Below are 22,139 nucleotides of genomic sequence, written 5' to 3'. Positions count from 1 at the left end.
CTTCACCTGTTTCCCTGCATAGCCCGTGCGAGTTTAACCGGCCATCGGACACCCGTTGCCGGGATGGCGCCAGGAGATCAGTGCCCATGCGTTCCGGACCCGTTTCCCGTTCCCTGTTCACGCTGGGGCTCGCCGCGTCGTCGCTGGCCGCCTGCAGCAGCACCGGCGGTCCGCCCGAACTGCCGCCCGCAGCCTATGTCGCGAACAAGGAGCTGCCGGGCGAGGAATATGTGATCGGCCCGCTCGATCAGCTCAACATCTTCGTCTGGCGCAATCCCGAACTGTCGTCGAAGGTCCAGGTCCGCCCCGACGGCCGGATCACGACGCCGTTGGTCAACGACATGTCCGCGGTCGGCAAGACGCCCGCCCAGCTCGCCGACGACATGAAGAAGGCGCTCGGCGAATATGTCAAAAACCCGATCGTCTCGGTGATCGTCGAGAATTTCAGCGGCACCTACAGCCAGCAGGTCCGCATCGTCGGCGCGACCGAAAAGCCCGCCTCGATTCCCTATCGTGCCAATATGACGCTGCTCGACGCGATGATCGCGGTCGGCGGGCTCAGCCAGTATGCGGCGGGCAACAAGGCGCGGCTGGTGCGCTACGACCGGGCGAGCGGCAAGCAGAGCGAGTTCTCGCTGCAAATCTCGAACCTGTTGAAAAAGGGCGATTCGTCCGCCAATGTCAGGCTCGAGCCCGGTGACGTCATCATCATCCCCGAATCGATGTTCTGAGGCGTGTCGGTATGAACGGCATCTATGACGAGGCGCGGGTCGCGCTGCACGCGATCTGGACGCGGCGGTGGCTCGCGCTCGCGATCGCGTGGGGCGTGTGCGTGCTCGGCTGGCTGTTCGTATCGCAGATCCCGAGCCGCTATGAATCGCGCGCGCGCGTCTTCGTCCAGATGCAGAACCTGCTGCCCGCGAGCATGGACCAGCCGTCGGCCTCGAGCCGCACCGACATCGACACGATCCGCCAGACGCTGACCTCCGCGGTCAATCTGGAGAAGGTCGTGCGCGGCACCGACCTCGCCAACACGGTGGCCAGCGACCGCGACGTCGCCGACCGCGTCGCCAGCCTCGCCCAGTCGATCAAGGTCACGTCGGCGCAGGACAATCTGTTCGAGATCGCGACGACCGCGGCGAGTCCGAAGCTGGCGCGGACGATCACGCAGAAGCTGATCGACATCTTCGTCGAGGGCAATCTGGCAGGCGACCGGACGAGCACCAGCCAGAGCCTCAGCTTTCTCGACAAGCAACTGGCGCAGCGGCAGAAGCAGCTGCAGGACGCGGAGGCCAAGCGCGCCGACTTCCAGAACCGCTATCTCGGCGCGCTGCCCGGCACCGGGTCGGTCGCCGACCGGATCGGTGCCGCGCGGTCGCAGATGGCGCAGGTCGATGGCGATCTCGCGGCGGCGCAATCGGGACTGGCGGCGGTGCAGGGACAGATGGCCGGCGTCGCGCGAACCGTCGCGGGCAGCGGCGGCGTCGCCGGTGCGGCCGGACCCGCACGCGCCCGGCTGGCGGCGATCCAGGGGCAGCTCGCCGATGCCCGTGCGCGCGGCTATACCGAAAGCCATCCCGACGTCGTCGCACTGCGCGCGCAGCTCGCCCAGGCAACCGCGGCGGCGCGCGGCGAACCGCTGTCGGGCGGCAGCGGCGCGGGCTCGTCGCCCAATCCGCTCTATGTCTCGCTGCAGGCCATGATGGCGGACAAGCAGGCGGCGGTCGCGTCGCTCAGGATCCGCCGCGCGCAGCTGCAGGGCGATCTCGACCAGCTCAACGCGAAGCTCTCCGAGGATCCGACCGTCGCCGCGGAACAGGGCGCGATCGACCGCGATTATCAGGTCCTGAAGGACCAGTATGACCAGCTGTTGACCCAGCGCGAACAGATCGCGCTCCGCGGCCAGGCGCAGTCGCAGACCGATCGCGTCAAGTTCAGCGTGATCGACCCGCCGACCACGCCGCAAAAGCCGAGCGCACCGAACCGGATGCTGCTGCTGACCGGCGTGCTGATCGCCGGGCTCGGTGCCGGGATCGGCGGCGCGTTCCTGCTCGGCCAGCTCCGCGGCACGTTCGCGACGAGCGCCCGGCTCGAACGCGTCGCGGGGATGCCGGTGATCGGGTCGATCGGCGAAGTCGTGACGCGCACCCAGTCCGAGCTGCGCGCCAAGCAGTTCCGGATGTTCCTCGGCGGCACGGCAGCACTCGGCGCCGCCTATGTGCTGCTGCTGGGTGTCGAGATCCTGCAGCGTGGCCTGGCGGCCTGAGGACGTGACCATGCGTAGCAAGATCCCCGAATCGCACGAAGCCAGCGGCGAGCCGCCACGCGCGCCGTCGCTGCTCGAACGGGCCGCCACGGTCTATGACTTCAACCAGCACGTGCGCGCCCGGCCGCCGGTGCCGCCGGTCGAACCGGCACGCGCGCCCGAGCCTGCCGCCGAGCCCGTTGCCGCGTTCGAAGCCGACGCGCCGGACTCCGACGATGCGACCTTCCTCGCGATCCCGCCCGAGCTTCGCGCGCCGATCGGGCAGGAATTGCCCGACGAGTTTCATCTGCCGTTCGTCGCCAGCGACACGGCGATGATCGATCGCGGGATGCTGGCGGCGAACGGCATGATGGTGCCCGGCGCGCCGGTCGGCCCGCTGGCGGAGGAGTTCCGCCTCATCAAGCGACAGTTGCTGATCACGCGCGCGCAGATCGAGGCCAGCGCGGTGCCCGACAAGGCGCGCACGATCCTCGTCTGCTCGGCGCGGCCGAACGACGGCAAGACCTTCTGCGCGATCAACCTCGCGCTCTCGATCGCCGCGGAGCGCGATACCGAGGTGCTGCTGGTCGATGCCGATGTCGCCAAGCCCGACGTGCTGCGGCAGCTCGGGCTCGACGATGGCCCCGGCCTGCTCGATGCGCTGGCCGATACGAGCATCGACGTCGAGACGCTGGTGATCCGCACCGACGTGCCGCATCTTTCGATCCTGCCCGCGGGCGACCGGACCACGATGGATACCGAACTGCTCGCCAGCGCGCGGACCCGCGCGGTGCTCGCGCGGCTGCTCGCGGCGGATCCGCGGCGCATCGTGATCTTCGACTCGCCGCCTGCGCTCGCCGCGTCGCCCGCGGGCGTGCTCGCGATGCTGGTCGGGCAGGTCATGCTCGTCGTCCGCGCCGATCATACGCCCGAAAGCGAGGTCCGCGCCGCGGTCAATCGGCTCGACAGCTGCGAGCATATCCAGCTGGTGCTCAACGCGGTGTCGTTCGTTCCCGGCGGCGCGCGGTTCGGCAGCTATTACGAGCAAGGCGGCGCCCGGTGAGCGATGTCCGCCTGATCCTCGGCGGGGCCGCGGCGCTGTTCGTCGCAGGGCCTGCACTCGCCCAGTCGGTCTCCGAAACGGGATCCGGTAGCGGGCAGGGCGCGCGGCGTGTCGTCATACGGCCCTATATTGAGGCGACGCAGATCCTCACCGCGGATCTCGGCGGTGGCGACGTGCTCACCTACACCTCGCTCGCGGCGGGCGTCGATGCGGCGGTGTCGACCGCGCGGATCAACGGGCAGGTCAGCTATCGCTACGAACGCCGCTTCGCCTATGACGACGATATCGGCGACACCGACATCCATTCGGGCCTCGCGCGGGTCGAGGCGCAGCTGACGCGCAACCTCTCGCTGGAAGCAGGCGGAATCGCCACGCGATCGCGCTCGGACATCCGCGGCGCCGCGCCCGGCGTGCTGGTCGGCAACGTGTCGAACATCGCGCAGGTCTATGCCGTCTATGGCGGCCCGAATTTCGCCGCGCAGGCGGGCGACGTCGCGCTCAACGCCAACTACCGGCTGGGCTATACCAAGGTCGAGACCCCGACCTTCGGCACCGCCGCGACCGGCGGGCAGCGGCTCGATTATTACGACGATTCGATCGGCCACACCGCGACCGCCAGCGCCGGGTTTCGGCCGGGCACGCTGCTGCCGGTCGGGCTGACCGCGAGCGCGGGGTTCGACCGCGAGACCGCGGGCCAGCTCAGCCAGCGCTACCAGGGCTATTTCGGCCGCGGCGACGCGGTGCTGCCGGTGTCGCCCTATGTCGCGCTGACCGCGGGCCTCGGCTATGAGCGGATCGAGACGAGCCAGAAGGATGCGCTGGTCGATGCCGCGGGCGTCCCCGTGCTCGAACGCGACGGCCGGTTCCGGACCGCGCCGGGATCGCCGCTCCGCATCGCCTATCGCACCGACGGGCTCTATTACGACGCGGGCGTGATCTGGCGGCCGAACCGGCGCACTTCGGTCGAGGCACGGATCGGCGAACGCTATGGCTCGCTCAGCTTCACCGGCACCGCGACCTACCAGGCGTCGAAGGACGTCGGCGTCGCGGTCAACGTCTATGACGGCGTGCAGACCTTCGGCCGCCAGCTGCGCACCGGCCTCGCCAACCTGCCGACGAGCTTCCTCGCGCCCAACCAGGGCTTTGCGCAGCAGTTCAACGGCTGCGTCTTCGGCGCGACCGGCGCGGCACCGGGCGGCTGCCTCGACGACGTGTTCCAGTCGATCTCCACCTCGAGCTACCGTGCGCGCGGGATCGACGCGGTGCTCGTCGCGACGCGCGGGCGGACGACCTTCGGCGGGGGGATCGGCTATGCCAATCGCCGGCTGTTCGCGCCGCGCGGCGCGCCCGGCCTCGTCGTCACCGGCCTCGAGGACGAGAGCTATTACGGCCAACTCTATTTCGCGCGGTCGCTGTCTTCGGTATCGGGGATCAATGCGACCGCGTTCGTGAACTATTTCGACAGCCAGCTCGGCGGCGGTTTCGTTACCGCGGGCGATGGCGGGGTCTGGTCCTATGGCGCGACCGGCACCTATTACCGCAATTTCGGACGGCTCGGCACGACCGCGTCGCTCGGGTTATACAGCTTCAAGGTCGGCGACTTCGACAGCGACTGGTCCGCACAGGCGCTGCTCGGTGCACGGTATCAGTTCTAGGATATTTGGCAGATGTACGACGAACATTACGGACTGACGGGACGCCCGTTCCAGCTCACCCCGGATCCCCAATTCTGGTTCGAATCGGGGACGCATCGCAAGGCGATGGCGTATCTCGGCTATGGCCTGGCGCAGGGCGAGGGCTTCATCGTCATGACCGGCGATATCGGTGCGGGCAAGACCACGCTGGTCGGGCATCTGATGGACACGATCGACCATCAGAGCCTGAACGCGATCCGGCTGGTGTCGACCGCGATCGAGGCGAGCGACCTGCTGCGGATCGTCGCGACCGCGCTCGGTGTCGACCCGGCGGGGCTCGAAAAGGCGCAGTTGCTGACCGCGATCGAACGCGGGCTGCACGCCGTCGCACGGACCGGCAAGCGCACGCTGCTGATCGTCGACGAGGCGCAGGCGCTGCCCGTGTCCGCGCTCGAGGAACTGCGGATGCTGTCCAATTTCCAGACCGCCGGCCATGCGCTGCTGCAGATCCTGCTGCTCGGCCAGCCCGAATTCCGTGACCGGCTCCACGGCTCCGACGGGCTCGAACAGTTGCGCCAGCGGGTGATCGCGATCCACCATCTCGACCCGATGGAGCCGCATGAGGTCGCCGACTATATCGCGCACCGCCTGTCGGTGGTCGGCTGGGAGGGCAATCCGGCGTTCACCGACGACGCGGTCGCCGCGCTGTTCGACGGGTCGGACGGCATCCCCCGCCGCCTCAACATGCTGGCGGGCCGCGTCATGCTCTATGCCGCGATCGAGGATCTGCGCGTCATCGACGGCGCCGTCGTCCGCGCCGTGCAGAGCGACCTGACCGCGGACCTGCCGACACGCGCGACGACGCCCACGCCCGAGCCTGCCCCCGAACCCGCCGCCGAACCCAAGGCACAGCCGCGCGGCACGTCCGACCCCGCCACCGACCCGGCCACCGACCCTGCGGTCCTCGACCGTCTCGCGATGCTCGAGGCGCGGGTCGAGCAGCAGGACCAGGCGCTGCGCCGTGTCCTGACGCTGCTCGTCGAGTGGGTCGAGGGCGACGAGCCTAGGCCCGATTACAAGCCGATCCGCGGCGCGTCGCACTGGCACGACGCGGCGTGATCCGGTGACGACGGCGGTAAAGGCCGGCCCGATCCGCAACGGCATGTCGGTCGATGTCGAGGACTGGTTCCAGGTCGGCGCGTTCGAGACGGTGATCGACAAGGCCGACTGGGACGGCCTCCAGCCGCGCGTCGAGGCGAATACCGATGCGGTGCTCGCGCTGTTCGCCGAAAGCGGCGTGCACGCGACCTTCTTCACGCTCGGCTGGGTCGCGCACCGCTATCCTGCGCTGATCCGCCGGATCGTCGATGCCGGGCACGAGATCGCGAGCCATGGCTGGGATCACCAGCGCGTCTTCACGATGGACGCAGGCCTGTTCCGCGCCGACCTCGCGCGTGCGCGCGCCGCGATCGAGGATGCGGCGGGACAGCGTGTCACGGGCTACCGCGCGCCGAGCTTCTCGATCGACCAGCGCACGCCCTGGGCGCACGCCGTGCTGGCCGAAGGGAACTATGCCTATTCGTCGAGCGTCGCACCGCTCGCGCACGACCATTATGGATGGCGCGACGCACCGCGCTTCGCCTTCCGCCCGCTGGCCGACAGCGCATTGCTCGAAGTGCCCGTCACCGTCGCGCAGTTCGGCACGCGTCGCGTCGCCACGGGGGGCGGGTTCTTCCGGCTGCTGCCCGCCGCGCTGATGGATTTCGCGGTGCGCCAGGTGAACGCCGCCGACCACCCGGCGATGTTCTATTTCCACCCCTGGGAGATCGATCCCGCCCAGCCGCGCGTCGCGGCGGCACCTTTGCGCTCGAAGATCCGGCATTATTCGCGGCTTGGCGCGATGGCGGGCAAGCTGCGCGGGCTGATCGGGCGGCATGACTGGGGCCGCGTCGATGTCGCGGTCGCGGTTGAGGCGGGTCGGCTGCGGTGACGACGGCCACCGTGCGCGAGGCGGATCTCGCCGACGCGGACGAGCGCGCGCGGATCGCGGCGTTCGTAGATGTGACGGCGGCGGCGACGCCGTTCCATCTGCCCGCCTGGAGCCTCGCGGTCGCGCACGGCTGTGGCCAGCGCGCACGCTATCTGGTCGCGGAGCGGGGCGGCACGATCACCGGCGTGCTGCCGCTGACCGAGATGCGGTCGCCGCTGTTCGGACGGGCGCTCGTCTCGGCGGGGTTCGCGGTCGATGGCGGTGTGCTCGGCGATGCCGCGGTCGAGCCGCTCGCGGCGGCGGCCTGGGAGCTGGCGCAGCGGCGCGGCTGCCCGTCGGTCGAGCTTCGCGGTGGCGCTGTGCCCGCGGGCTGGGACAGTGACGCGGACAGCTATCTGGGGTTCGCGCGCGATCTGGCGGCGGATGACGATGCCGAACTGCTCGCCATCCCGCGCAAGCAGCGCGCCGAGGTGCGGCGCGCGCTCGGCCTCGATCTCGACATCGCGACCGGCCGCGACCGGGCGATGCTCGCCGAGCATTACCGCGTCTATGCCGAATCGGTGCGCAATCTGGGGACGCCGGTCTTTCCCGCGCGGCTGTTCCGCAGCGTCGTCGAGACGATGGATGCCGACGTGCTGACCGTCCGCCACCGCGGCCGCGCGGTCGCGAGCGTGCTCAGCCTCTATCACCGCGGGACGGTCTATCCCTATTGGGGCGGCGGGACCGAGGCGGCGCGCGGCCTGCGCGCGAACGACCGGATGTATTTCGCGCTGATGGCGCATGCCCGTGCGCGCGGCTGCACGCGGTTCGATTTCGGACGGTCCAAGACCGGTACCGGCGCGGCCGCGTTCAAGAAGAACTGGGGATTTACGCCCGTGCCGCGGCTTTATGCCAAGCGCAGCGACGGCCCCGCGCGCGAGGTCAATCCGCTCAATCCCAAATATGCGCTGATGGTGCGTAGCTGGAAGAAGATGCCGCTCTGGGCGGCCAATCTCGCCGGGCCGTGGATCTCCCGGGGTCTGGGGTGAGCGATCTGCTGTTCCTGGCGCACCGCGTGCCGTTCCCGCCCGATCGCGGCGACAAGATCCGCAGCTTCCACGTCCTCCGTTATCTCAGCGCACGCATGCGCGTCCATCTCGTCGCATTTGCCGACGACGCGGCGGACCTCGATCCGCCTGCGGCCTTCACGGACATGCTGGCGAGCTGCACGATCCTGCCACGCGGCAAGTCGCAGGCGCGCGCCGGACTCGAGGCGCTGGCCACCGGCAAGCCCGTCTCGCTGACGGCGTTCGCTTCTCCCGCCATGCAGGCCGCGGTCGCTCGCATCCTGCCACGCGTCGACGGCATCTACTGTTTCTCGGGTCAGATGGCGCAGTACCTCCCCGATGACGGGCCACCCGTGGTCATGGATTTCGTCGACATGGACTCCGCCAAGTTCGCAGGCTTCGCGGATGACGCGCGCGGCCCGATGCGCTGGATGATGCGCCGCGAGGCACGGCTGTTAGGGGCCTTCGAGCGGGGGGTTGCGGCGAGGGTCTCCGCCAGCCTGTTCGTCAGCGAAGCCGAAGCCGCCCTGTTCCACACCGGCGGCGCCACCGGCCGCATCCTCGCGGTCGAGAACGGCATCGACTCCGCCACGTTCGATCCGGCGGGGAAGGCTGGCAAGTCTGGGCAGGCCGCAACCCCACCCTACCACCCCGGCGAAGGCCGGGGCCCAGTTGGAAAGGCCGCAGTAACACCGGACAGTCCGTCGTCATCAACGTCCCCCAACTGGACCCCGGCCTTCGCCGGGGAGGTGAAGGGCGGCGCGCCCGACCCTGCTGCGCATGGCGGGCAGACCCCAACCCATACTTACCACCCCGGCGAAGGCCGGGGCCCAGTTGGAAAGGCCGCAGTAACACCGGACAGTCCGTCGCCATCAACGTCCCCCAACTGGACTCCGGCCTCCGCCGGGGAGGTGAAGGGCGGCGCGCCCGACCCGGCTGCGCATGGCGGGCAGACCCCAACCCATACTTACCACCCCGGCGAAGGCCGGGGCCCAGTTGGAAAGGTCGCAGTAACAGCGGACAGTCCGTCGCCATCAACATCGCCCAACTGGACCCCGGCCTCCGCCGGGGAGGTGAAGAGTGGGCTGGTCATCGGCAGCGCCCACGCAGACCCACTGATCGTCTTCACCGGCCAGATGGACTACCGCCCCAATATCGACGCCGTGACGTGGTTCGCCCGCGACATCCTCCCCCGGATCCGCACGCAACACCCGACGGCGCGGTTCGCGATCGTCGGCCGCGCCCCGACTCCGGCGGTGCAGGCGCTGGCAGGCGAGGCGGTGATCGTCACCGGCGCGGTCGACGACGTGCGCGGCTGGCTCGCCGCGGCCGATGTCTGCGTCGCCCCGCTGAAACTCGCCCGCGGCATCCAGAACAAGGTGCTGGAGGCGATGGCGATGGCGCGGCCTGTCGTCGCCTCGGCGGCGGCAGCGGAGGGCATCGACCACGCCGGCACGATCCGCGTCGCGGCGGACGCGCGCGAATTCGCCGCGCAGGTCCTCGCGCTGCTCGACGAACCCGCCGACGCGGCCGACCTCGGGCGGGCCGCGCGCGCGCAGGTGCTGCGACGCTATGGCTGGGACGCGCGGCTCGCACCGCTCGACGCGCTGTTCGGAGTCGATGGCGGCCAGTCCGCATCGTGACCGATCGCCCCGCGACGTCCTGGCCCCGGCATCTGCTCGCGCTCGGCATCGCGGCGACCCTGCTGCTCGCGCTGTTCCGCCGCGACGTCGCCGATCTGACGACGATCTGGTGGACCAGCACGACCTTCGGCCACTGCCTGTTCATTACCCCGGTGATCGCCTGGCTGGTGTGGCAGCGGCGTGGCGCGCTCGCGCAGCTGACGCCCGTTGGCTGGTGGCCGGGGCTGGCGCTGGTCGCGGTCGGCGGGGCAGGGTGGCTGATGGGCGACGCGGCCTCGGTCAATCTCGCGCGGCAACTGGGGCTGGTACTGATGCTGCAGGGCGCGGTCGTCGCGATCCTCGGCCCCAATGTCGCGCGCGGATTGCTGTTTCCGCTCGGCTATGCGCTGTTCCTCGTGCCCTTTGGCGAGGGGATCGAGCCGCCCTTGCAGGCCGTGACGGTCGCGATCGTCATGCCGCTGCTGCATCTGGTCGGCGTGCCCGCGGTCGTCGACGGCGTGCTGATCCATGCCGGCCGCTATTATTTCGAGGTCGCGGAGGCGTGCTCGGGCGCCAAGTTCGTGATCGCGATGGTCGCGTTCGCGGTGCTGGTCGCCAATGTCTGCTTCGTGTCGTGGCGGCGGCGGGCGGTGTTTCTCGCCGTGTCGGTGGTCGTGCCGGTCGTCGCCAACGGGTTTCGTGCGTTCGGGACGATCTGGGCCGCCGAGCTGACCTCGGTCGAGGCGGCGACGGGGATCGATCACATCGTCTATGGCTGGCTGTTCTTCGCGCTCGTGATGGCGGCGGTGCTCGCGATCGGCTGGCGCTGGTTCGACCGCGCGCCCGACGATCCCGCCTTCGATCCCGCGCAGCTGCAGGCGGTCCCGCGCTATCGCGGCGACCTCGCCATCATCACGCTGCTCGTGCTGGCGGTGGCATCGGCGTTTCCCGCGTGGAGCACGGCCATCGCCGAGCGGCGGCAAATGCTGCCAGCGCATATCACGCTGCCCGACGTGCCCGGCTGGCACCGCGTCGATGTCAGCGTCCGCGCGCCGTGGATGCCCTGGTATCCGGGCGCCGACCATTATCTGTTCGGCCGCTACGCCGACGCCTCGGGCGCGACCGTCGACATGGCGCTCGCGGTATTCGGGCGGCAGGGCGACGGGCACGAGCTGATCGCGTTCGGCACGGGCGTGCTGCGCGAGGAGGATCGCTGGGTCCGCGTCGCCGACCTGCCCCCGGTCGCGGACGCCGCGGGCGCGCGCGGTTCGGCGATGCGGATTACCGCGCCCGGACCCGTGGAGCGCATCGTCGCGACGTGGTACCGGGTCGGCGATGCTACCACCGATGACGGGATGATCGTGAAGATCGAGACGATGAAGGCGCGGCTGTTCGGCGGACCGCAGCGCGCGGTTGCGGTGCATCTGTCGGTCGAGGGCGGCGATCCGCGACCGATGGCGCGCTTCCTTGCCGCGCTCGGACCGGTCGGCACGGTCGCCGATCACGCCGCGGGCCTGCGCTGAATGTGCGGGATTGCCGGGATCTTTCACCCGGGCACGCCAAAGCCGGTCGATCCGAACCGCATCCAGGCGATGATCGCCGCGCTCGCGCATCGTGGTCCCGATGGCGACGGCATCTGGACCGCGCCGGGCGTCGGGCTGGGGCATCGCCGGCTGTCGATCATCGACCTCGAAGGCTCGCCGCAGCCGATGTCCGATGGCGAGCTGACGATCAGCTATAATGGCGAGATCTACAATTTCGCCGAGCTTCGCGCCGACCTGATCGCGGCCGGCGCCCGGTTCCGGACCGCGGGCGATACCGAGGTGCTGCTCCACGGCTGGCGCGCCTGGGGGCCGTCGATGCTCGACCGGCTGAACGGCATGTTCGCCTTCGCGATCCACGACGCGGGCGCCCGCGCGCTGTTCCTCGCGCGCGACCGGCTGGGGGTGAAGCCGCTTCATTATGTCGAGCTGGCGGACGGGTCGGTGGCGTTCGCCTCCGAGCTGAAGGGCCTGCTCGCCAACCCGCTCGTCCGGCGCGCGCCCGATCTGTCCGCGGTCGAGGATTACATGGCGCTCGGCTACGTCCCCGACGACGCCTGCCTCGTCGCGGGCGTGAAGAAGCTCGCGGCCGGGCATTTCCTGCTGATCGAGCGCGGGCGCGGCATGCCCGCGCCGCGCCGCTGGTGGGACGTCGACTTCTCCAACCGCGCGACCGGCTCCACCAAGGCGCTGGGCGAGGAACTGGTCGAGCGGATGCGCGCGGGCGTGCGGTCGCGGATGGTCGCCGACGTGCCCTTGGGCGCGTTCCTGTCGGGCGGGGTCGACAGCTCGGCGGTGGTCGCGCTGATGGCGGAGGCGAGCCCGCGCGCGGTCCGGACCTGCACGATCGGCTTCGACGAGGCGGGGCATGACGAGCGCGGCCATGCGACGACGATCGCACGCCGCTTCGCGACCGATCATGCCGAGCGCGTGGTCGATCCCGACGACTTTGCGCTGATCGACACGCTGGTCGCCGCGTTCGACGAGCCGTTCGCCGACGGATCCGCGCTCGCCACCTATCAGGTCTGCGCATTGGCGCGCGAGCGGGTGACGGTCGCGCTGTCGGGCGACGGCGCGGACGAGGCGCTCGCGGGCTATCGCCGCTACCGCTTCCAGGCGGCGGAGGAACGCGTGCGCGGCATGCTCCCCGCGCATCTCAGGACGCAGATTTTCGGCGCGCTCGGTCGGCATTACCCCAAGGCAGACTGGGCGCCGCGACCGTTCCGCGCGAAATCGACGCTGCTCGCGCTCGCGGCAGGGGGCGGCGAGGCCTATGCCCGCTCGGTCGGCGTGACGACGCCCGAGGTCCGCGCCCGGCTGTTCTCGGGCGCCGCGCAGGCCGCGCTGGGCGGCTACCGCGCGGAGGAACGCTATGTCGCGACGATGGCCAATGCGCCCGCGCGCGACGCGATCGACCGCGCGCAATATGCCGATCTCAAGCACTGGCTGCCCGGCGACATCCTGACCAAGGTCGACCGCACCAGCATGGCGGTCGGGCTTGAGGCGCGCGAACCGCTGCTCGACCACCGGCTGGTCGAGTTCTGCGCGACATTGCCCGTCGGCATGCGGCTGCGTCACGGCGAGGGCAAATGGCTGATGAAGAAGGCGATGGAGCCTTATCTGCCGAAGGAGATCCTCTATCGCCCGAAAATGGGCTTCGTGACGCCGATCAGCGCGTGGTTCCGCGGCGCGCTGGCGGGCGAGGCGAGCGCGCTCGGATCATCGCGGATGCTCGCCGAGACGGGCTGGTTCGACATGGCCGCGATCACCGCGCTCGCCGAGGCGCATCGCGGCGGACGTGCCGAGCATGGCCGCACGCTGTGGCAGCTGATGATGCTCGAACGGTCGCTGAAGCGGGTGTTCGGCTAGGCCCGGCGCCAGCGTTCGCGGCCTGCCCTTCGACTTCGCTCAGGGCGAACGGAGGGGGCACACACACCCGCCGTCAGAGCGGCGCTTCGGGCCCGATCGCCTCGCGCATCCAGCGGTCGAACAACTGCGGCCAGAGCGAACCCGGCGAACTCGCGGGCAGGCGCGTGCCGAAGCCGTGGCGCCCACGCCGCAGGATATGCGCCTCGACCGGAATGTCGACGCGGCGCGCGGCGGCGAGCATGTCGAGGCTGTTGGCGACCGGCACCGTGTCGTCATCCTCGGCATGGACCAGGAACAGCGGCGCGTCGCCGCTGCGCAGATTGCGGTCGATCGCATAGCGCGCCTGCATCGCCGGATCGGGATTGGGCCCCAGCAGCTGCGCGCGCGACCCGCCATGGCTGCGCCCCGGATCCATGTTCGACACCGCGTACATCAGCCCCGCAAAGGCCGGCCGCGCCGACAGCCGGTCCGCGGCATCGACCGGGCGATAGACCTCGAGCCCATGATGGATCTCGAGCGACCCGGCAAGATGCCCGCCCGCCGAAAAGCCGAGCACGCCCAGCGTCTCGGGGTTGATCGCATAGCGCCGCGCATTGGCGCGGATCAGTCGCATCGCGCGCTGCACGTCGGACAGCGGCACGTTGGCGCGGTCCGCCCAGCCTTCGCCAGGCAGCCGGTAGCTGAGCACGAACACCGTGACACCGAAGCCGTTCAGCACCCGTGCGACGTCGATCCCCTCGTTGCGCAGCGAGGTGATCGAATAGCCGCCGCCGGGGCACACCAGCACCGCACGGCCATCGGGGCGGGCGGCGCGGAACACGCCGACCTCGGGCTGGACGACGCCGCGCATCTGCACGTCGCGGTAGCCGCCCGGGCGTCCGGTGATCACCGGGCGCGGGCGCGGCAGCGGGGTCGGCGCGCCGGCGGGAATGCCGGGCCACAGCGCGAACCGCTCGGCGGGCGGCCAGACCGGATCGCCGGCGAGCCGCGCGCCTCGACTGGTCCCGCCATTGGCCGCGGACTGGCCGGCGGCGTCGGAGAGCAGGGCGGCGGGGGCGATCCCGGCCGCGAGCGGCAGGGCGAGCAAGGTTCGGCGGTCGAAGGTCATGGCGCGGTAGCTAGCCGATCTCGATTGCGCAGGGGAAGGGGCGATCGACACGCATCGCCGGCAATGGTCCCGTCAGAATACCGCCATCGCCGCGTGCAGCGTGAGCGCGATCAGCGCGAGGCTCGACAGCAGGAACAGGATGAACCGCGTCTGCACCCGGTTCGTCGTCGCCTGCGCGATGCTGTGTGCGATCCGCAAGCCGACATAGGCCCAGGCGATCCACGCGTTGACCCCGTCGCCGGTATGGCTGAGCGCGAGCACCGCACACACCGCGTAGAACAGTGTCGGCTGTTCCATCAGATGGTTGTAGTTGTGCGCCTTCCACTGCGCACTGGCGGGCAGCGAGCGGTCCGCATCGGCGGCGCGCGTGCCGACCAGCTGGCTGAGGTCGACCCCCGCCGCCTTCATCGCGGGCAGCCGCGTCGCCAGCATCCAGAGCAGCATCACCAGCGTCCAGGCGATCAGCGCGACCATCGGCCGCAGGATCTCGCTGTGGATCAGGTCGTCATGCATGAAAAAGCCTCCCCCGGTTCCCCGGAGGAGGCTGCATCAATCGCGCACCGGGAGCAATCGCAGAATCCTCCCCCTTGCAGGGGAGGATCAGCGCGCCCGCCTCAGGCCTTGTCGAAGCTCGCGCCCCACTTGCGGACCGGACGGTCCTTCCACAGGCCACGATGATAGGCGTCCGACGCGAGCAGCGGCATGACCGAACCCGCTTCGGCGAACACCATCTGCTCGATGCCGGTGTTGACCTTGCCCCACGACGCCGCCTCCTGCAGCGTCGACGACGAGCAGGCGCCGTCGCGCACGTCGGCGACCGTGATCTGCACCGCGTACTTGTGGACCTGGACGTCGTCGTGACCGAGGATCTCGGCGCAGACGACGGTGTCCTGGATGAAGTTCTTCGGCACGCCGCCGCCGATCATCAGCAGGCCGGTGGTGCCCGCCTTGATCTTGATCTCGGTGAGCTCGCGGAAATCGGCGATCGCGTCGAGGACCATGTACGGCTTGCCCGCCTTCGCGGCATCGACCTGATGCTTGACCAGACCGAAGCCGGCCGAGCTGTCGACGAACGCCGGGCAGAAGATCGGCACGTCATGCTCATAGGCGAGCTTGACGAGGCTGTTCTCCTTCTTGCCGTGCTGGACGAGGTACTTGCCCATCTCGCGGATGAACTCGCGGCTCGAATAGGGGCGGGGTTCCAGCGTCTCGGCGATCTCGAAGATCGTGTGGTCGACGTGCTGGAGCTCTTCCTCGTCGATATAGGTGTCGTAGATCCGGTCGATCATCAGCGAGCGCAGCACGTCGTCGTGCGGCACTTCGAGCGCCTGGTAATGCTTGTGGCCGAGGCCCTCGAAGAAATCCATGTCGACGATCGTCGCGCCGGTCGCGACGATGCCGTCGATCATGTTGTTGCGCAGCAGCTCGGCATAGAGGTCCATGCAACCGCCGGCCGAGGTCGAGCCCGCGATCACGAGGAAGATCGTGCAGTCCTTGTCGGCGAGCATCTGGTTGTAAATGTCGGTCGCACGGCCGAGGTCGCGGCTGGTGAACGACATCTTCTTCATCGCGTCGACGATCGGCCGCGCGTCGAAGCTCGTGATGTCGATATGTTCGACGGTGGTGGACAGGAGCTCAGCCTTGCGCTGCGCGTCGATGCGGGTGTCTTCGGTCATGGTCATCATCCTCAAACGTCGTCATCCCCGCGCAGGCGGGGATCCATAAACTCGGGAGCTAGGTGGAGCCGCGCCGATCGCGTTTATGGATTCCCGCCTGCGCGGGAATGACGGTAGAAATAATAGCTAGTGGTTACAGCGTGACGACGTTGGACGCGAGGTCCTGGTACCGTTCGTCGTACAGCGAGACCATCGGCTCGTCGGTGACGATCACCGTCTCGTCCGATCCGAACCCGTTGAACGCGGTCCGCATCGCCGAGCCGTACGCGCCGAGCATGCCGATCTCGATATAGTCGCCGGCCTGGATGTCGGCGGGCAGCAGGAACGGCCCGGCCATGTGATCCATGTCGTCGCACGTCGGACCATAGAAGCTGAACTCCATGTCCTTGGCACGGCTGTCCGGCTCGCGGAGCAGCTCGACCGGGAAGCGCCAGCCGATATGCGCCGCATCGAACAGCGCGCCATACGCGCCGTCATTGATGTACAGCTCGGTCCCGCGGCGCTTTTCGACGCGCACGATGATCGACGAATATTCCGCGCACAGCGCCCGGCCGGGCTCGCACCACAGCTCGGACGAATAGCTGACGGGCAGCGATTCGAACGCACGGTGGATCGTCTCGAAGAAGCGCTCGAGCGGCGGAGGCTCCATCCCCGGATAGGAGGACGGAAAGCCGCCGCCGACGTCGATCACGTCGACCGTGACCGCTGCCTCGACGATCGCCGCGCGGACACGCTCCATCGCGTTCGAATAGGCTTCCGGCGTCATCGCCTGGCTGCCGACATGGAAGCAGATGCCGAGCGCATCCGCTGCCTGGCGGGCCGCGAACAGCAGCTCCTTGGCTTCATGCGGTGCGGCACCGAACTTCGACGCAAGGCTCAGCTTCGAATGCTCGGACGACACGCGCAGCCGGACGCACAGCGTCAGGTCGGTGGCTTCGCGGGTGGCGCGCACGACCTTGTCCAGCTCTTCCAGGCTGTCGAGGCTGAAGGTGCGGACGCCGTGCGTGAAATACGCCTCGGCGATCGCTTCCTCGGCCTTGACCGGGTGCATGAAGCACAGGGTCGCCTCTGGCAGCGTCCGCGCGACCAGGCGCACTTCGGCGATCGACGCCACGTCGTAATGCGTGATGCCATTGTCCCACAGGATCTGCAGGAGTTCGGGAGATGGATTCGCCTTTACCGCATACATCGAGCGGCCCGGGAACTTCTCGACGAAGAACCGAGCGGCGCGCGCAGCAGCGTGCGGACGAACGAGCGTGACCGGATTGACCGGGCGCCCCTTAGCGATGTCGATGCCGCCCCCGATGAGGGGAGTGTCGGCGGTCGAATGGGCTTTCGCTAACCCCAGCGCGATATGATGCTTGACCAATTCAAGGGACCTCCAATGTCCTGAGACAAATTACGAAAACACTGCCTTGCGGTTGGAAGTCCCATGGGGCAGCGGAAGCGCGATTTAGGGGCGCTCGCCCCCCATGTAAATAGCATCTGCACCACAGGAGACGACGTGTGACGATTTTGCGACAGCCGACACGGGCCGGGGTCCGTGACGCGGCAGAGAAGATCGCGCGCATCCTGCCGCCGACGCCGCTGTTCGTGGCCGAAATCCGGGGGATAGCGGTCGCGTTCAAGGCGGAATCCTTGCAGCCGGTCGGCGCGTTCAAGATTCGCGGCGCCTGGCACCGGCTGACCGCGATTCCCGATCAGATCCGCGCGCGCGGCGTCGTCGCCTTCTCGTCGGGCAATCATGCGCAGGGCGTGGCGTGGGCGGCGCGGCGACTCGGTATCGCCGCGACGATCGTCATGCCGTCGGACGCCCCGCGCACGAAGCGCGACGCGACGCTGGCGCTCGGTGCGGAGGTCGTCGCCTATGACCGCGCGACCGAGAGCCGCGAGGCGATCGCCGCACGCCTCGCCAAGGCGCGCGGCGCGACTTTGGTGCCCAGCTTCGACGACCCGTGGATCATCGAGGGGCAGGGCAGCGCGGGGATCGAGGCGCATGCGCAGATGGCGGCGCTGGGCCTCGGGTCGCCCTCCCGCATCATCGTCCCGTGCGGCGGCGGCGGGCTTGCGGCGGGGGTCGCGCTCGCGGTCAAGGACGCGGCGATCACGGTGGTCGAACCCGAGGGGTGGGACGACATGCGGCGGTCCCTCGAAGCGTCGTGGATCGAGCCGGTCGGGCCGAACCCGCCGCCGACCGCGTGCGATTCGCTCCAGACGCAGCGCGTGTCGCCGCTGACCTTCGACGTCCTGTCGCGCCGCGATGCGACCGGCGTCGCGGTCAGCGAGGCGGAGACCGCGGCGGCGCAGCGCTGGGCGGCGGAGCGGTTGCGGCTGGTGATCGAACCCGGCGGCGCGGTCGCGCTCGCGGCGTTGCTGGCGGGCAAGGTGCATCCCGAACCCGGGCTGCTCGTCATCCTGTCGGGCGGCAATGTCGACCGCGCCGCCTATGCGGCGGTGCTGGCGGGCTGATCTCAGCCGGTCGCGGGCGGCAGCGTGCGGACCGCGGGCTTCGCGCAGGCATAGGCCTGTTTGTAGCCGCGGTTCCAGCAGGCGACGAAGCCGTCGAGGATATTGAGGTTCATCGGCCAGGCATAGGCGCGCGGCTTGCCGTCGACGCCGACCGGGGCATAGCCCGCCGGCCGGGGGAGTGCGGCGAGCTTGGCGCGGGCGGTATCGAGGCCCGCCAGATCTCGGCGCAGAAAGGCGATGCTGCCGTCGACATACAGGTTCCAGCCGAACCCCATATCCTCAGGCAGCGGTTTGCGCGCGGCCTCGAACAGCGCGATCGCGGGCGCGGTCTGGCCGGCATTGGCGCGCAACTGTCCCTCGTGCCAGTTGAGCAGGCCCGCCGTACGCGGATCGCCCGCATGGCTCGCGCGCCACGCCGCGATCGCATCCGCCGCGACCAGATCGCATCCCGCCGCGGCGAGTGGTCGCCAGCCGCTGGTCGGTGTCTGGTCGAACGCGCGTTCGTCGAGCGCGAGCATCGCCGCCTCGTCATAGCGGCAATTCGCGGGGGCAGGGGGCGTGGGTGCGGCCTGCGCGACGAGCAGGGCGATCAGGATCGGCATGGCGGCTCCCAGGTCCGGAAGGGACGGGGGCCATGCTATTTTCGCGGACGATCAAGTCAATGCGGCACGTCCGGTTTCCCTATCGGCGCGGCTCGGCGTAACGCTGGCGCATGACCGCCGCCCTGACCGCCATCGCCGCCGCCGCGCCCGCCATCGCCATGCTCGGCATGTTCGCCTGCCTGATCGGCGGCATCACGCTGATCGTGAAGAACCACGACCGCCGCAAGGGCATACTCATGCTCGTAATGGCCGGGGTACTGCTCGCCAACGTAGCAATCTGGACCCTCTAACCCCTCTCCCCCCGGGGGAGAGGGAGGGGCCCGCCGCGCAGCGGTGGGAGGGTGAGGGCACGTTGTGAAGCGCAACGCTCGCAGCGTGCCCTCATCCGGCGCTAACGCGCCACCTTCTCCCCCGAGGGGAGAAGGGCTTAGGCTCACCGGATCGGCGAATTCGGATCCAGCCGCATGTCGAGATACTTGTCCACCGACCCCATCAGCTCGGGCATCTCGTGCTCGAAAAAGTGGTTCGCCTTCGGGATCGTGTCGTGATGGATGGTGATGTGCTTCTGCGTGCGCAGCTTGTCGACCAGCTTCTGCGTCGCACCCGGCGTCGCGACCTCGTCGCCCTCGCCCTGGATGATGATGCCGCTCGACGGGCAGGGTGCCAGGAACGTGAAGTCGTACAGATTGGCAGGCGGCGCGATCGAGATGAAGCCGCGGATCTCGGGGCGACGCATCAGCAGCTGCATGCCGATCCACGCACCGAAGCTGACGCCCGCGATCCAGGTCGTCTGCGCCTCGGGATGGAAGCTCTGCACCCAGTCGAGCGCGCTCGCCGCATCGGAGAGCTCGCCGACGCCGTTGTCGAACACGCCCTGGCTCTTGCCGACACCGCGGAAGTTGAACCGCAGCGTCGCAAAGCCGCGCCGCTGGAAGGTCTTGTAGAGCTGCTGCACGATCGCGTTGTTCATCGTGCCGCCCGCCGACGGGTGCGGGTGGAGGATCATCGCAACGGGCGCGCGCGGACGCGGACCCGGCGCAAAACGACCTTCGAGACGGCCTTCGGGACCGGGAAAAATGACTTCTGGCATGGGCACTCGCGAGCTGGGATACGCACTCGGGTGGAGTGCCGGACGATGCGCGCTATATAGGTAATGCACCCCTTTTCGCAATTGGAACCGACCCTGTCCCGTAACGAACCCCGCATCTACCTCGATCACGCCGCCACGACGCCGATGCGTCCGGAGGCCGTCGCGGCGGTGATGGAGGGCATGGCGCGCTGGGCGAACCCGTCCTCGCCGCATGCCGAGGGGCGCGCGGCACGGGCGGCGCTGGAGGATGCGCGGCGCCGGATCGCGCAGGCGCTCGACTGGCCGCACCACGTGATCCTGACCAGCGGCGCGAGCGAATCCGCAAGCCTCGCGCTGCGCGGCCGGCCGGGCATCGGCGTGGCCGCGGTCGAGCATGACGCGGTCCTGCGCGCGGCGGACCGCCCGGTCATGCTCGACGTCGATGCGGGCGGCATCGTCAGGACCGAGGGGCGGGACTGGACCGCGCTCCAGTCCGCCAACAGCGAAACCGGCGTCCTCCAGCCCGCGACCGCCACCCCCCGCATCGCCGATTGCGCGCAGACCGCCGGCAAGCTCCCGCTCCCCGACGCGGACCTCATCATCGTCTCCGCGCACAAGCTCGGCGGCCCGCCCGGGATCGGCGCGCTGCTCGTCCGCGACCTCGGCCTGCTCGATCCGACCGGCGGGCAGGAGCGCGGCTATCGCGGCGGGACCGAGAATCTCCCCGGCGCGCTCGGCTTCGCCGCCGCACTCGAAGCCCCGCGCGACTGGTTCGCGCCGCTCGCCGAGCTGCGCGCCGAACTTGACGCCGCGATCCTCGCACATGGCGGCGAGATCGTCGCGCAGGCCAGCCCCCGCATCCCGACCATCGCCTCCTACCGGATGCCCGGCGTCGGCGCGGCGGCGCAGCTGATCCGCCTCGACATGGCCGGGTTCGCGGTCTCGGCGGGCAGCGCCTGTTCGTCGGGCAGCATGCGGCCGAGCCATGTCCTCGCCGCGATGGGCTATCCCGCCGACGCCGCCGCGCAGGTCGTCCGCGTCAGCTTCGGCTGGACCACCACCGCCGACGACGTCGCGCGCTTCGCCGAGGCCTGGACGCGCATCGCCCGCGACATCAGGGCGGCCGCATGAGCTATCTCGATTACCAGGCGACCACCCCGCTCGCGCCCGAGGCGCTCGCCGCGATGCTCCCCTGGCTCGAATCGCAGCATGCCAACCCGCATTCGCCCCACCGCGAAGGCCGCCGCGCGAAGGCCGCGGTCGAGCTGGCGCGCGATCAGGTCGCGGCGCTGCTCCCCCCCGGTGGCCGCATCGCCTTCACCAGCGGCGCGACCGAGGCGCTGAACTGGGCGATCAAGGGCACCGCCGGGCCGATCACGACGCTCGCCACCGAACACGCCGCCGTCCTCGACACCGCGGCGGCGGAAGCAGCGCAGGGGCGCGACGTGACGATCCTGCCGGTCGGCGCAGACGGGATCGTCGACAGCGTCCCATCCGGCGCAGGCGTCGTCGCCGCGATGCTCGTCAACAACGAGATCGGCGTGATCCAGCCGATCGCCGCGCTTGCCGAGGCCGCGCACGCCGCCGGCGCGCTGATGCTGGTCGACGCGGTCCAGGGCTATGGCCGCGTAGCAATCCCCGACACCGTCGACCTGATCGCAATCTCCGCGCACAAGATCCACGGTCCCAAGGGCATCGGCGCGCTGTGGATCCGCGACGGCGTCACGCTCGCTCCGCTCATGCACGGCGGCGGGCAGGAAGCGCCCGGCCGTTCGGGCACGCTGTCGCCCGCCCTGTGCGCCGGCTTCGGCGTCGCCGCGCAACTGATGGCCGACCGCAGGGACCAGGACGCCGCGCATGTCGAGCGCCTCTGGGCGCTCGCCCGCGACCGGCTCGGCCCCGGCTGGACGATCAACGGCGCCACCGACCCGCGCTATCACGGCAATCTCAACGTGCGGCGCGAGGGGCTCGACGTGAACCGGCTGATGTCCGACCTGCGCGACATCGCCTTTTCCGCAGGCTCGGCCTGTGCGAGCGGGTCGGGGCGGTCGAGCCATGTGCTCCGCGCGATCGGGCTGAGCGAGACCCAGGCCCGGTCGAGCATCCGCCTCGGCTTCGGCCGCTACACCACCGAAACAGACCTCGCCGCCGCGATCGACGCGATCGCGGCCGCGGCGGAAGGGCAATGGCCATGATCGTCCGCTT

The 22,139-nt window shown here is 69.7% G+C and carries 19 protein-coding genes and 1 pseudogene; 14 read left to right on the top strand and 6 right to left on the bottom strand.

Features of this window, described 5'->3' with window-relative positions:
* Positions 1-86: 86 nt before the first annotated feature.
* The 10 genes and pseudogenes from SOM18_RS09215 to SOM18_RS09170 all read left to right on the top strand — a co-directional run bounded on the left by SOM18_RS09215 (position 87) and on the right by SOM18_RS09170 (position 13,010).
* A complete protein-coding gene (locus SOM18_RS09215) occupies positions 87-731 on the top strand; it encodes an XrtA/PEP-CTERM system exopolysaccharide export protein (RefSeq protein WP_031393819.1) in 645 nt (214 codons plus the stop codon).
* Positions 732-742: 11 nt separating this feature from the next.
* A complete protein-coding gene (locus tag SOM18_RS09210) occupies positions 743-2,266 on the top strand; it encodes an XrtA system polysaccharide chain length determinant (RefSeq protein ID WP_159511139.1) in 1,524 nt (507 codons plus the stop codon).
* Between the two features lie 10 nt (positions 2,267-2,276).
* Positions 2,277-3,308: an AAA family ATPase gene (locus SOM18_RS09205; protein WP_042466842.1), complete on the top strand. Its 1,032-nt coding sequence runs from the start codon at positions 2,277-2,279 to the stop codon at positions 3,306-3,308.
* On the top strand, positions 3,305-4,963 hold the full coding sequence (locus SOM18_RS09200) for a hypothetical protein (RefSeq protein WP_320481575.1): 1,659 nt from the start codon (positions 3,305-3,307) through the stop codon (positions 4,961-4,963). Before SOM18_RS09205 ends, SOM18_RS09200 begins: the two co-directional genes overlap by 4 nt.
* A 12-nt stretch (positions 4,964-4,975) precedes the next feature.
* Positions 4,976-6,061, top strand: a complete 1,086-nt coding sequence (locus SOM18_RS09195; RefSeq protein ID WP_042466841.1) for an ExeA family protein — start codon at positions 4,976-4,978, stop codon at positions 6,059-6,061.
* 43 nt (positions 6,062-6,104) lie between these two features.
* On the top strand, positions 6,105-6,932 hold the full coding sequence (locus tag SOM18_RS09190) for an XrtA system polysaccharide deacetylase (protein ID WP_031440174.1): 828 nt from the start codon (positions 6,105-6,107) through the stop codon (positions 6,930-6,932).
* Entirely contained in the window at positions 6,929-7,960 is a 1,032-nt protein-coding gene (locus SOM18_RS09185) for a FemAB family XrtA/PEP-CTERM system-associated protein (RefSeq protein WP_320481574.1), read from the top strand. The genes SOM18_RS09190 and SOM18_RS09185 overlap by 4 nt, the downstream gene beginning before the upstream one ends.
* Positions 7,961-9,084: 1,124 nt before the next feature.
* Positions 9,085-9,621 (top strand): annotated as a pseudogene (locus SOM18_RS09180) (glycosyltransferase); the annotation flags it as partial.
* The gene (gene xrtA / locus SOM18_RS09175) at positions 9,618-11,123 is read left to right on the top strand and encodes an exosortase A (RefSeq protein WP_031440635.1); all 1,506 of its coding nucleotides are present in this window, start codon (positions 9,618-9,620) and stop codon (positions 11,121-11,123) included. The pseudogene SOM18_RS09180 and the gene xrtA, both read left to right, overlap by 4 nt.
* The gene (locus SOM18_RS09170; protein WP_031440634.1) at positions 11,124-13,010 is read left to right on the top strand and encodes an XrtA/PEP-CTERM system amidotransferase; all 1,887 of its coding nucleotides are present in this window, start codon (positions 11,124-11,126) and stop codon (positions 13,008-13,010) included.
* Between the two features lie 73 nt (positions 13,011-13,083).
* Here SOM18_RS09170 and SOM18_RS09165 read toward each other — a convergent pair whose 3' ends face one another.
* The 4 genes from SOM18_RS09165 to SOM18_RS09150 all read right to left on the bottom strand — a co-directional run bounded on the left by SOM18_RS09165 (position 13,084) and on the right by SOM18_RS09150 (position 17,163).
* Positions 13,084-14,118, bottom strand: coding sequence for an alpha/beta hydrolase (locus tag SOM18_RS09165; protein WP_320481573.1), 1,035 nt, complete (start codon positions 14,116-14,118; stop codon positions 13,084-13,086).
* A gap of 72 nt (positions 14,119-14,190) precedes the next feature.
* A complete protein-coding gene (locus SOM18_RS09160) occupies positions 14,191-14,616 on the bottom strand; it encodes an MAPEG family protein (RefSeq protein ID WP_031440748.1) in 426 nt (141 codons plus the stop codon).
* 116 nt (positions 14,617-14,732) lie between these two features.
* Positions 14,733-15,794 carry a 1,9-bis(guanidino)-5-aza-nonane synthase gene (locus SOM18_RS09155; RefSeq protein ID WP_320481572.1) on the bottom strand — a complete coding sequence of 354 codons (1,062 nt, stop codon included), beginning with the start codon at positions 15,792-15,794 and terminating at the stop codon, positions 14,733-14,735.
* 133 nt (positions 15,795-15,927) lie between these two features.
* Positions 15,928-17,163 (bottom strand): type III PLP-dependent enzyme, encoded by a 1,236-nt coding sequence (locus SOM18_RS09150; RefSeq protein ID WP_031440749.1) that lies wholly within the window; start codon positions 17,161-17,163, stop codon positions 15,928-15,930.
* A gap of 137 nt (positions 17,164-17,300) precedes the next feature.
* Here SOM18_RS09150 and SOM18_RS09145 point away from each other — a divergent pair, with 137 nt between their 5' ends.
* Complete coding sequence (locus SOM18_RS09145; protein WP_320481571.1) at positions 17,301-18,263, top strand: threonine/serine dehydratase; 963 nt, start codon at positions 17,301-17,303, stop codon at positions 18,261-18,263.
* Positions 18,264-18,265: 2 nt separating this feature from the next.
* Here SOM18_RS09145 and SOM18_RS09140 read toward each other — a convergent pair whose 3' ends face one another.
* Complete coding sequence (locus tag SOM18_RS09140; RefSeq protein WP_197975088.1) at positions 18,266-18,865, bottom strand: hypothetical protein; 600 nt, start codon at positions 18,863-18,865, stop codon at positions 18,266-18,268.
* Between the two features lie 110 nt (positions 18,866-18,975).
* On the opposite strand from SOM18_RS09140, the gene SOM18_RS09135 reads away from it, so the two are divergent.
* On the top strand, positions 18,976-19,155 hold the full coding sequence (locus SOM18_RS09135) for a hypothetical protein (RefSeq protein ID WP_320481570.1): 180 nt from the start codon (positions 18,976-18,978) through the stop codon (positions 19,153-19,155).
* Positions 19,156-19,298: 143 nt separating this feature from the next.
* Here the strand turns inward: SOM18_RS09135 and SOM18_RS09130 are convergent, their stop codons facing one another.
* Positions 19,299-19,955: an alpha/beta hydrolase gene (locus SOM18_RS09130; RefSeq protein ID WP_031395613.1), complete on the bottom strand. Its 657-nt coding sequence runs from the start codon at positions 19,953-19,955 to the stop codon at positions 19,299-19,301.
* A gap of 144 nt (positions 19,956-20,099) precedes the next feature.
* Between SOM18_RS09130 and SOM18_RS09125 the strand changes: the two genes are divergently transcribed.
* The gene (locus tag SOM18_RS09125) at positions 20,100-21,065 is read left to right on the top strand and encodes a cysteine desulfurase family protein (protein ID WP_414712108.1); all 966 of its coding nucleotides are present in this window, start codon (positions 20,100-20,102) and stop codon (positions 21,063-21,065) included.
* Positions 21,062-22,129 carry a cysteine desulfurase family protein gene (locus SOM18_RS09120; protein WP_192007211.1) on the top strand — a complete coding sequence of 356 codons (1,068 nt, stop codon included), beginning with the start codon at positions 21,062-21,064 and terminating at the stop codon, positions 22,127-22,129. The genes SOM18_RS09125 and SOM18_RS09120 overlap by 4 nt, the downstream gene beginning before the upstream one ends.
* The last annotated feature ends 10 nt before the right edge of the window (positions 22,130-22,139 follow it).

It is taken from the genome of Sphingomonas sp. CFBP9019, assembly GCF_034045155.1.
Classification (GTDB): Bacteria; Pseudomonadota; Alphaproteobacteria; order Sphingomonadales; family Sphingomonadaceae; genus Sphingomonas; species Sphingomonas aerolata.
The sequence above is the reverse complement of the archived record's forward strand: the minus strand, read 5'-3'. Positions and strand labels throughout refer to the sequence as shown.

What these genes read in the sequence shown, in the direction of transcription:
- SOM18_RS09215 (WP_031393819.1), top strand. Translation starts at nt 87, where the DNA reads ATGCGTTCCGGACCCGTTTCCCGTTCCCTGTTCACGCTGGGGCTCGCC.
- SOM18_RS09210 (WP_159511139.1), top strand. Translation starts at nt 743, where the DNA reads ATGAACGGCATCTATGACGAGGCGCGGGTCGCGCTGCACGCGATCTGG.
- SOM18_RS09205 (WP_042466842.1), top strand. Translation starts at nt 2,277, where the DNA reads ATGCGTAGCAAGATCCCCGAATCGCACGAAGCCAGCGGCGAGCCGCCA.
- SOM18_RS09195 (WP_042466841.1), top strand. Translation starts at nt 4,976, where the DNA reads ATGTACGACGAACATTACGGACTGACGGGACGCCCGTTCCAGCTCACC.
- SOM18_RS09190 (WP_031440174.1), top strand. Translation starts at nt 6,105, where the DNA reads ATGTCGGTCGATGTCGAGGACTGGTTCCAGGTCGGCGCGTTCGAGACG.
- SOM18_RS09170 (WP_031440634.1), top strand. Translation starts at nt 11,124, where the DNA reads ATGTGCGGGATTGCCGGGATCTTTCACCCGGGCACGCCAAAGCCGGTC.
- SOM18_RS09165 (WP_320481573.1), bottom strand. Translation starts at nt 14,118, where the DNA reads ATGACCTTCGACCGCCGAACCTTGCTCGCCCTGCCGCTCGCGGCCGGG.
- SOM18_RS09155 (WP_320481572.1), bottom strand. Translation starts at nt 15,794, where the DNA reads ATGACCGAAGACACCCGCATCGACGCGCAGCGCAAGGCTGAGCTCCTG.
- SOM18_RS09140 (WP_197975088.1), bottom strand. Translation starts at nt 18,865, where the DNA reads ATGCCGATCCTGATCGCCCTGCTCGTCGCGCAGGCCGCACCCACGCCC.
- SOM18_RS09135 (WP_320481570.1), top strand. Translation starts at nt 18,976, where the DNA reads ATGACCGCCGCCCTGACCGCCATCGCCGCCGCCGCGCCCGCCATCGCC.
- SOM18_RS09130 (WP_031395613.1), bottom strand. Translation starts at nt 19,955, where the DNA reads ATGCCAGAAGTCATTTTTCCCGGTCCCGAAGGCCGTCTCGAAGGTCGT.
- SOM18_RS09125 (WP_414712108.1), top strand. Translation starts at nt 20,100, where the DNA reads ATGCGTCCGGAGGCCGTCGCGGCGGTGATGGAGGGCATGGCGCGCTGG.
- SOM18_RS09120 (WP_192007211.1), top strand. Translation starts at nt 21,062, where the DNA reads ATGAGCTATCTCGATTACCAGGCGACCACCCCGCTCGCGCCCGAGGCG.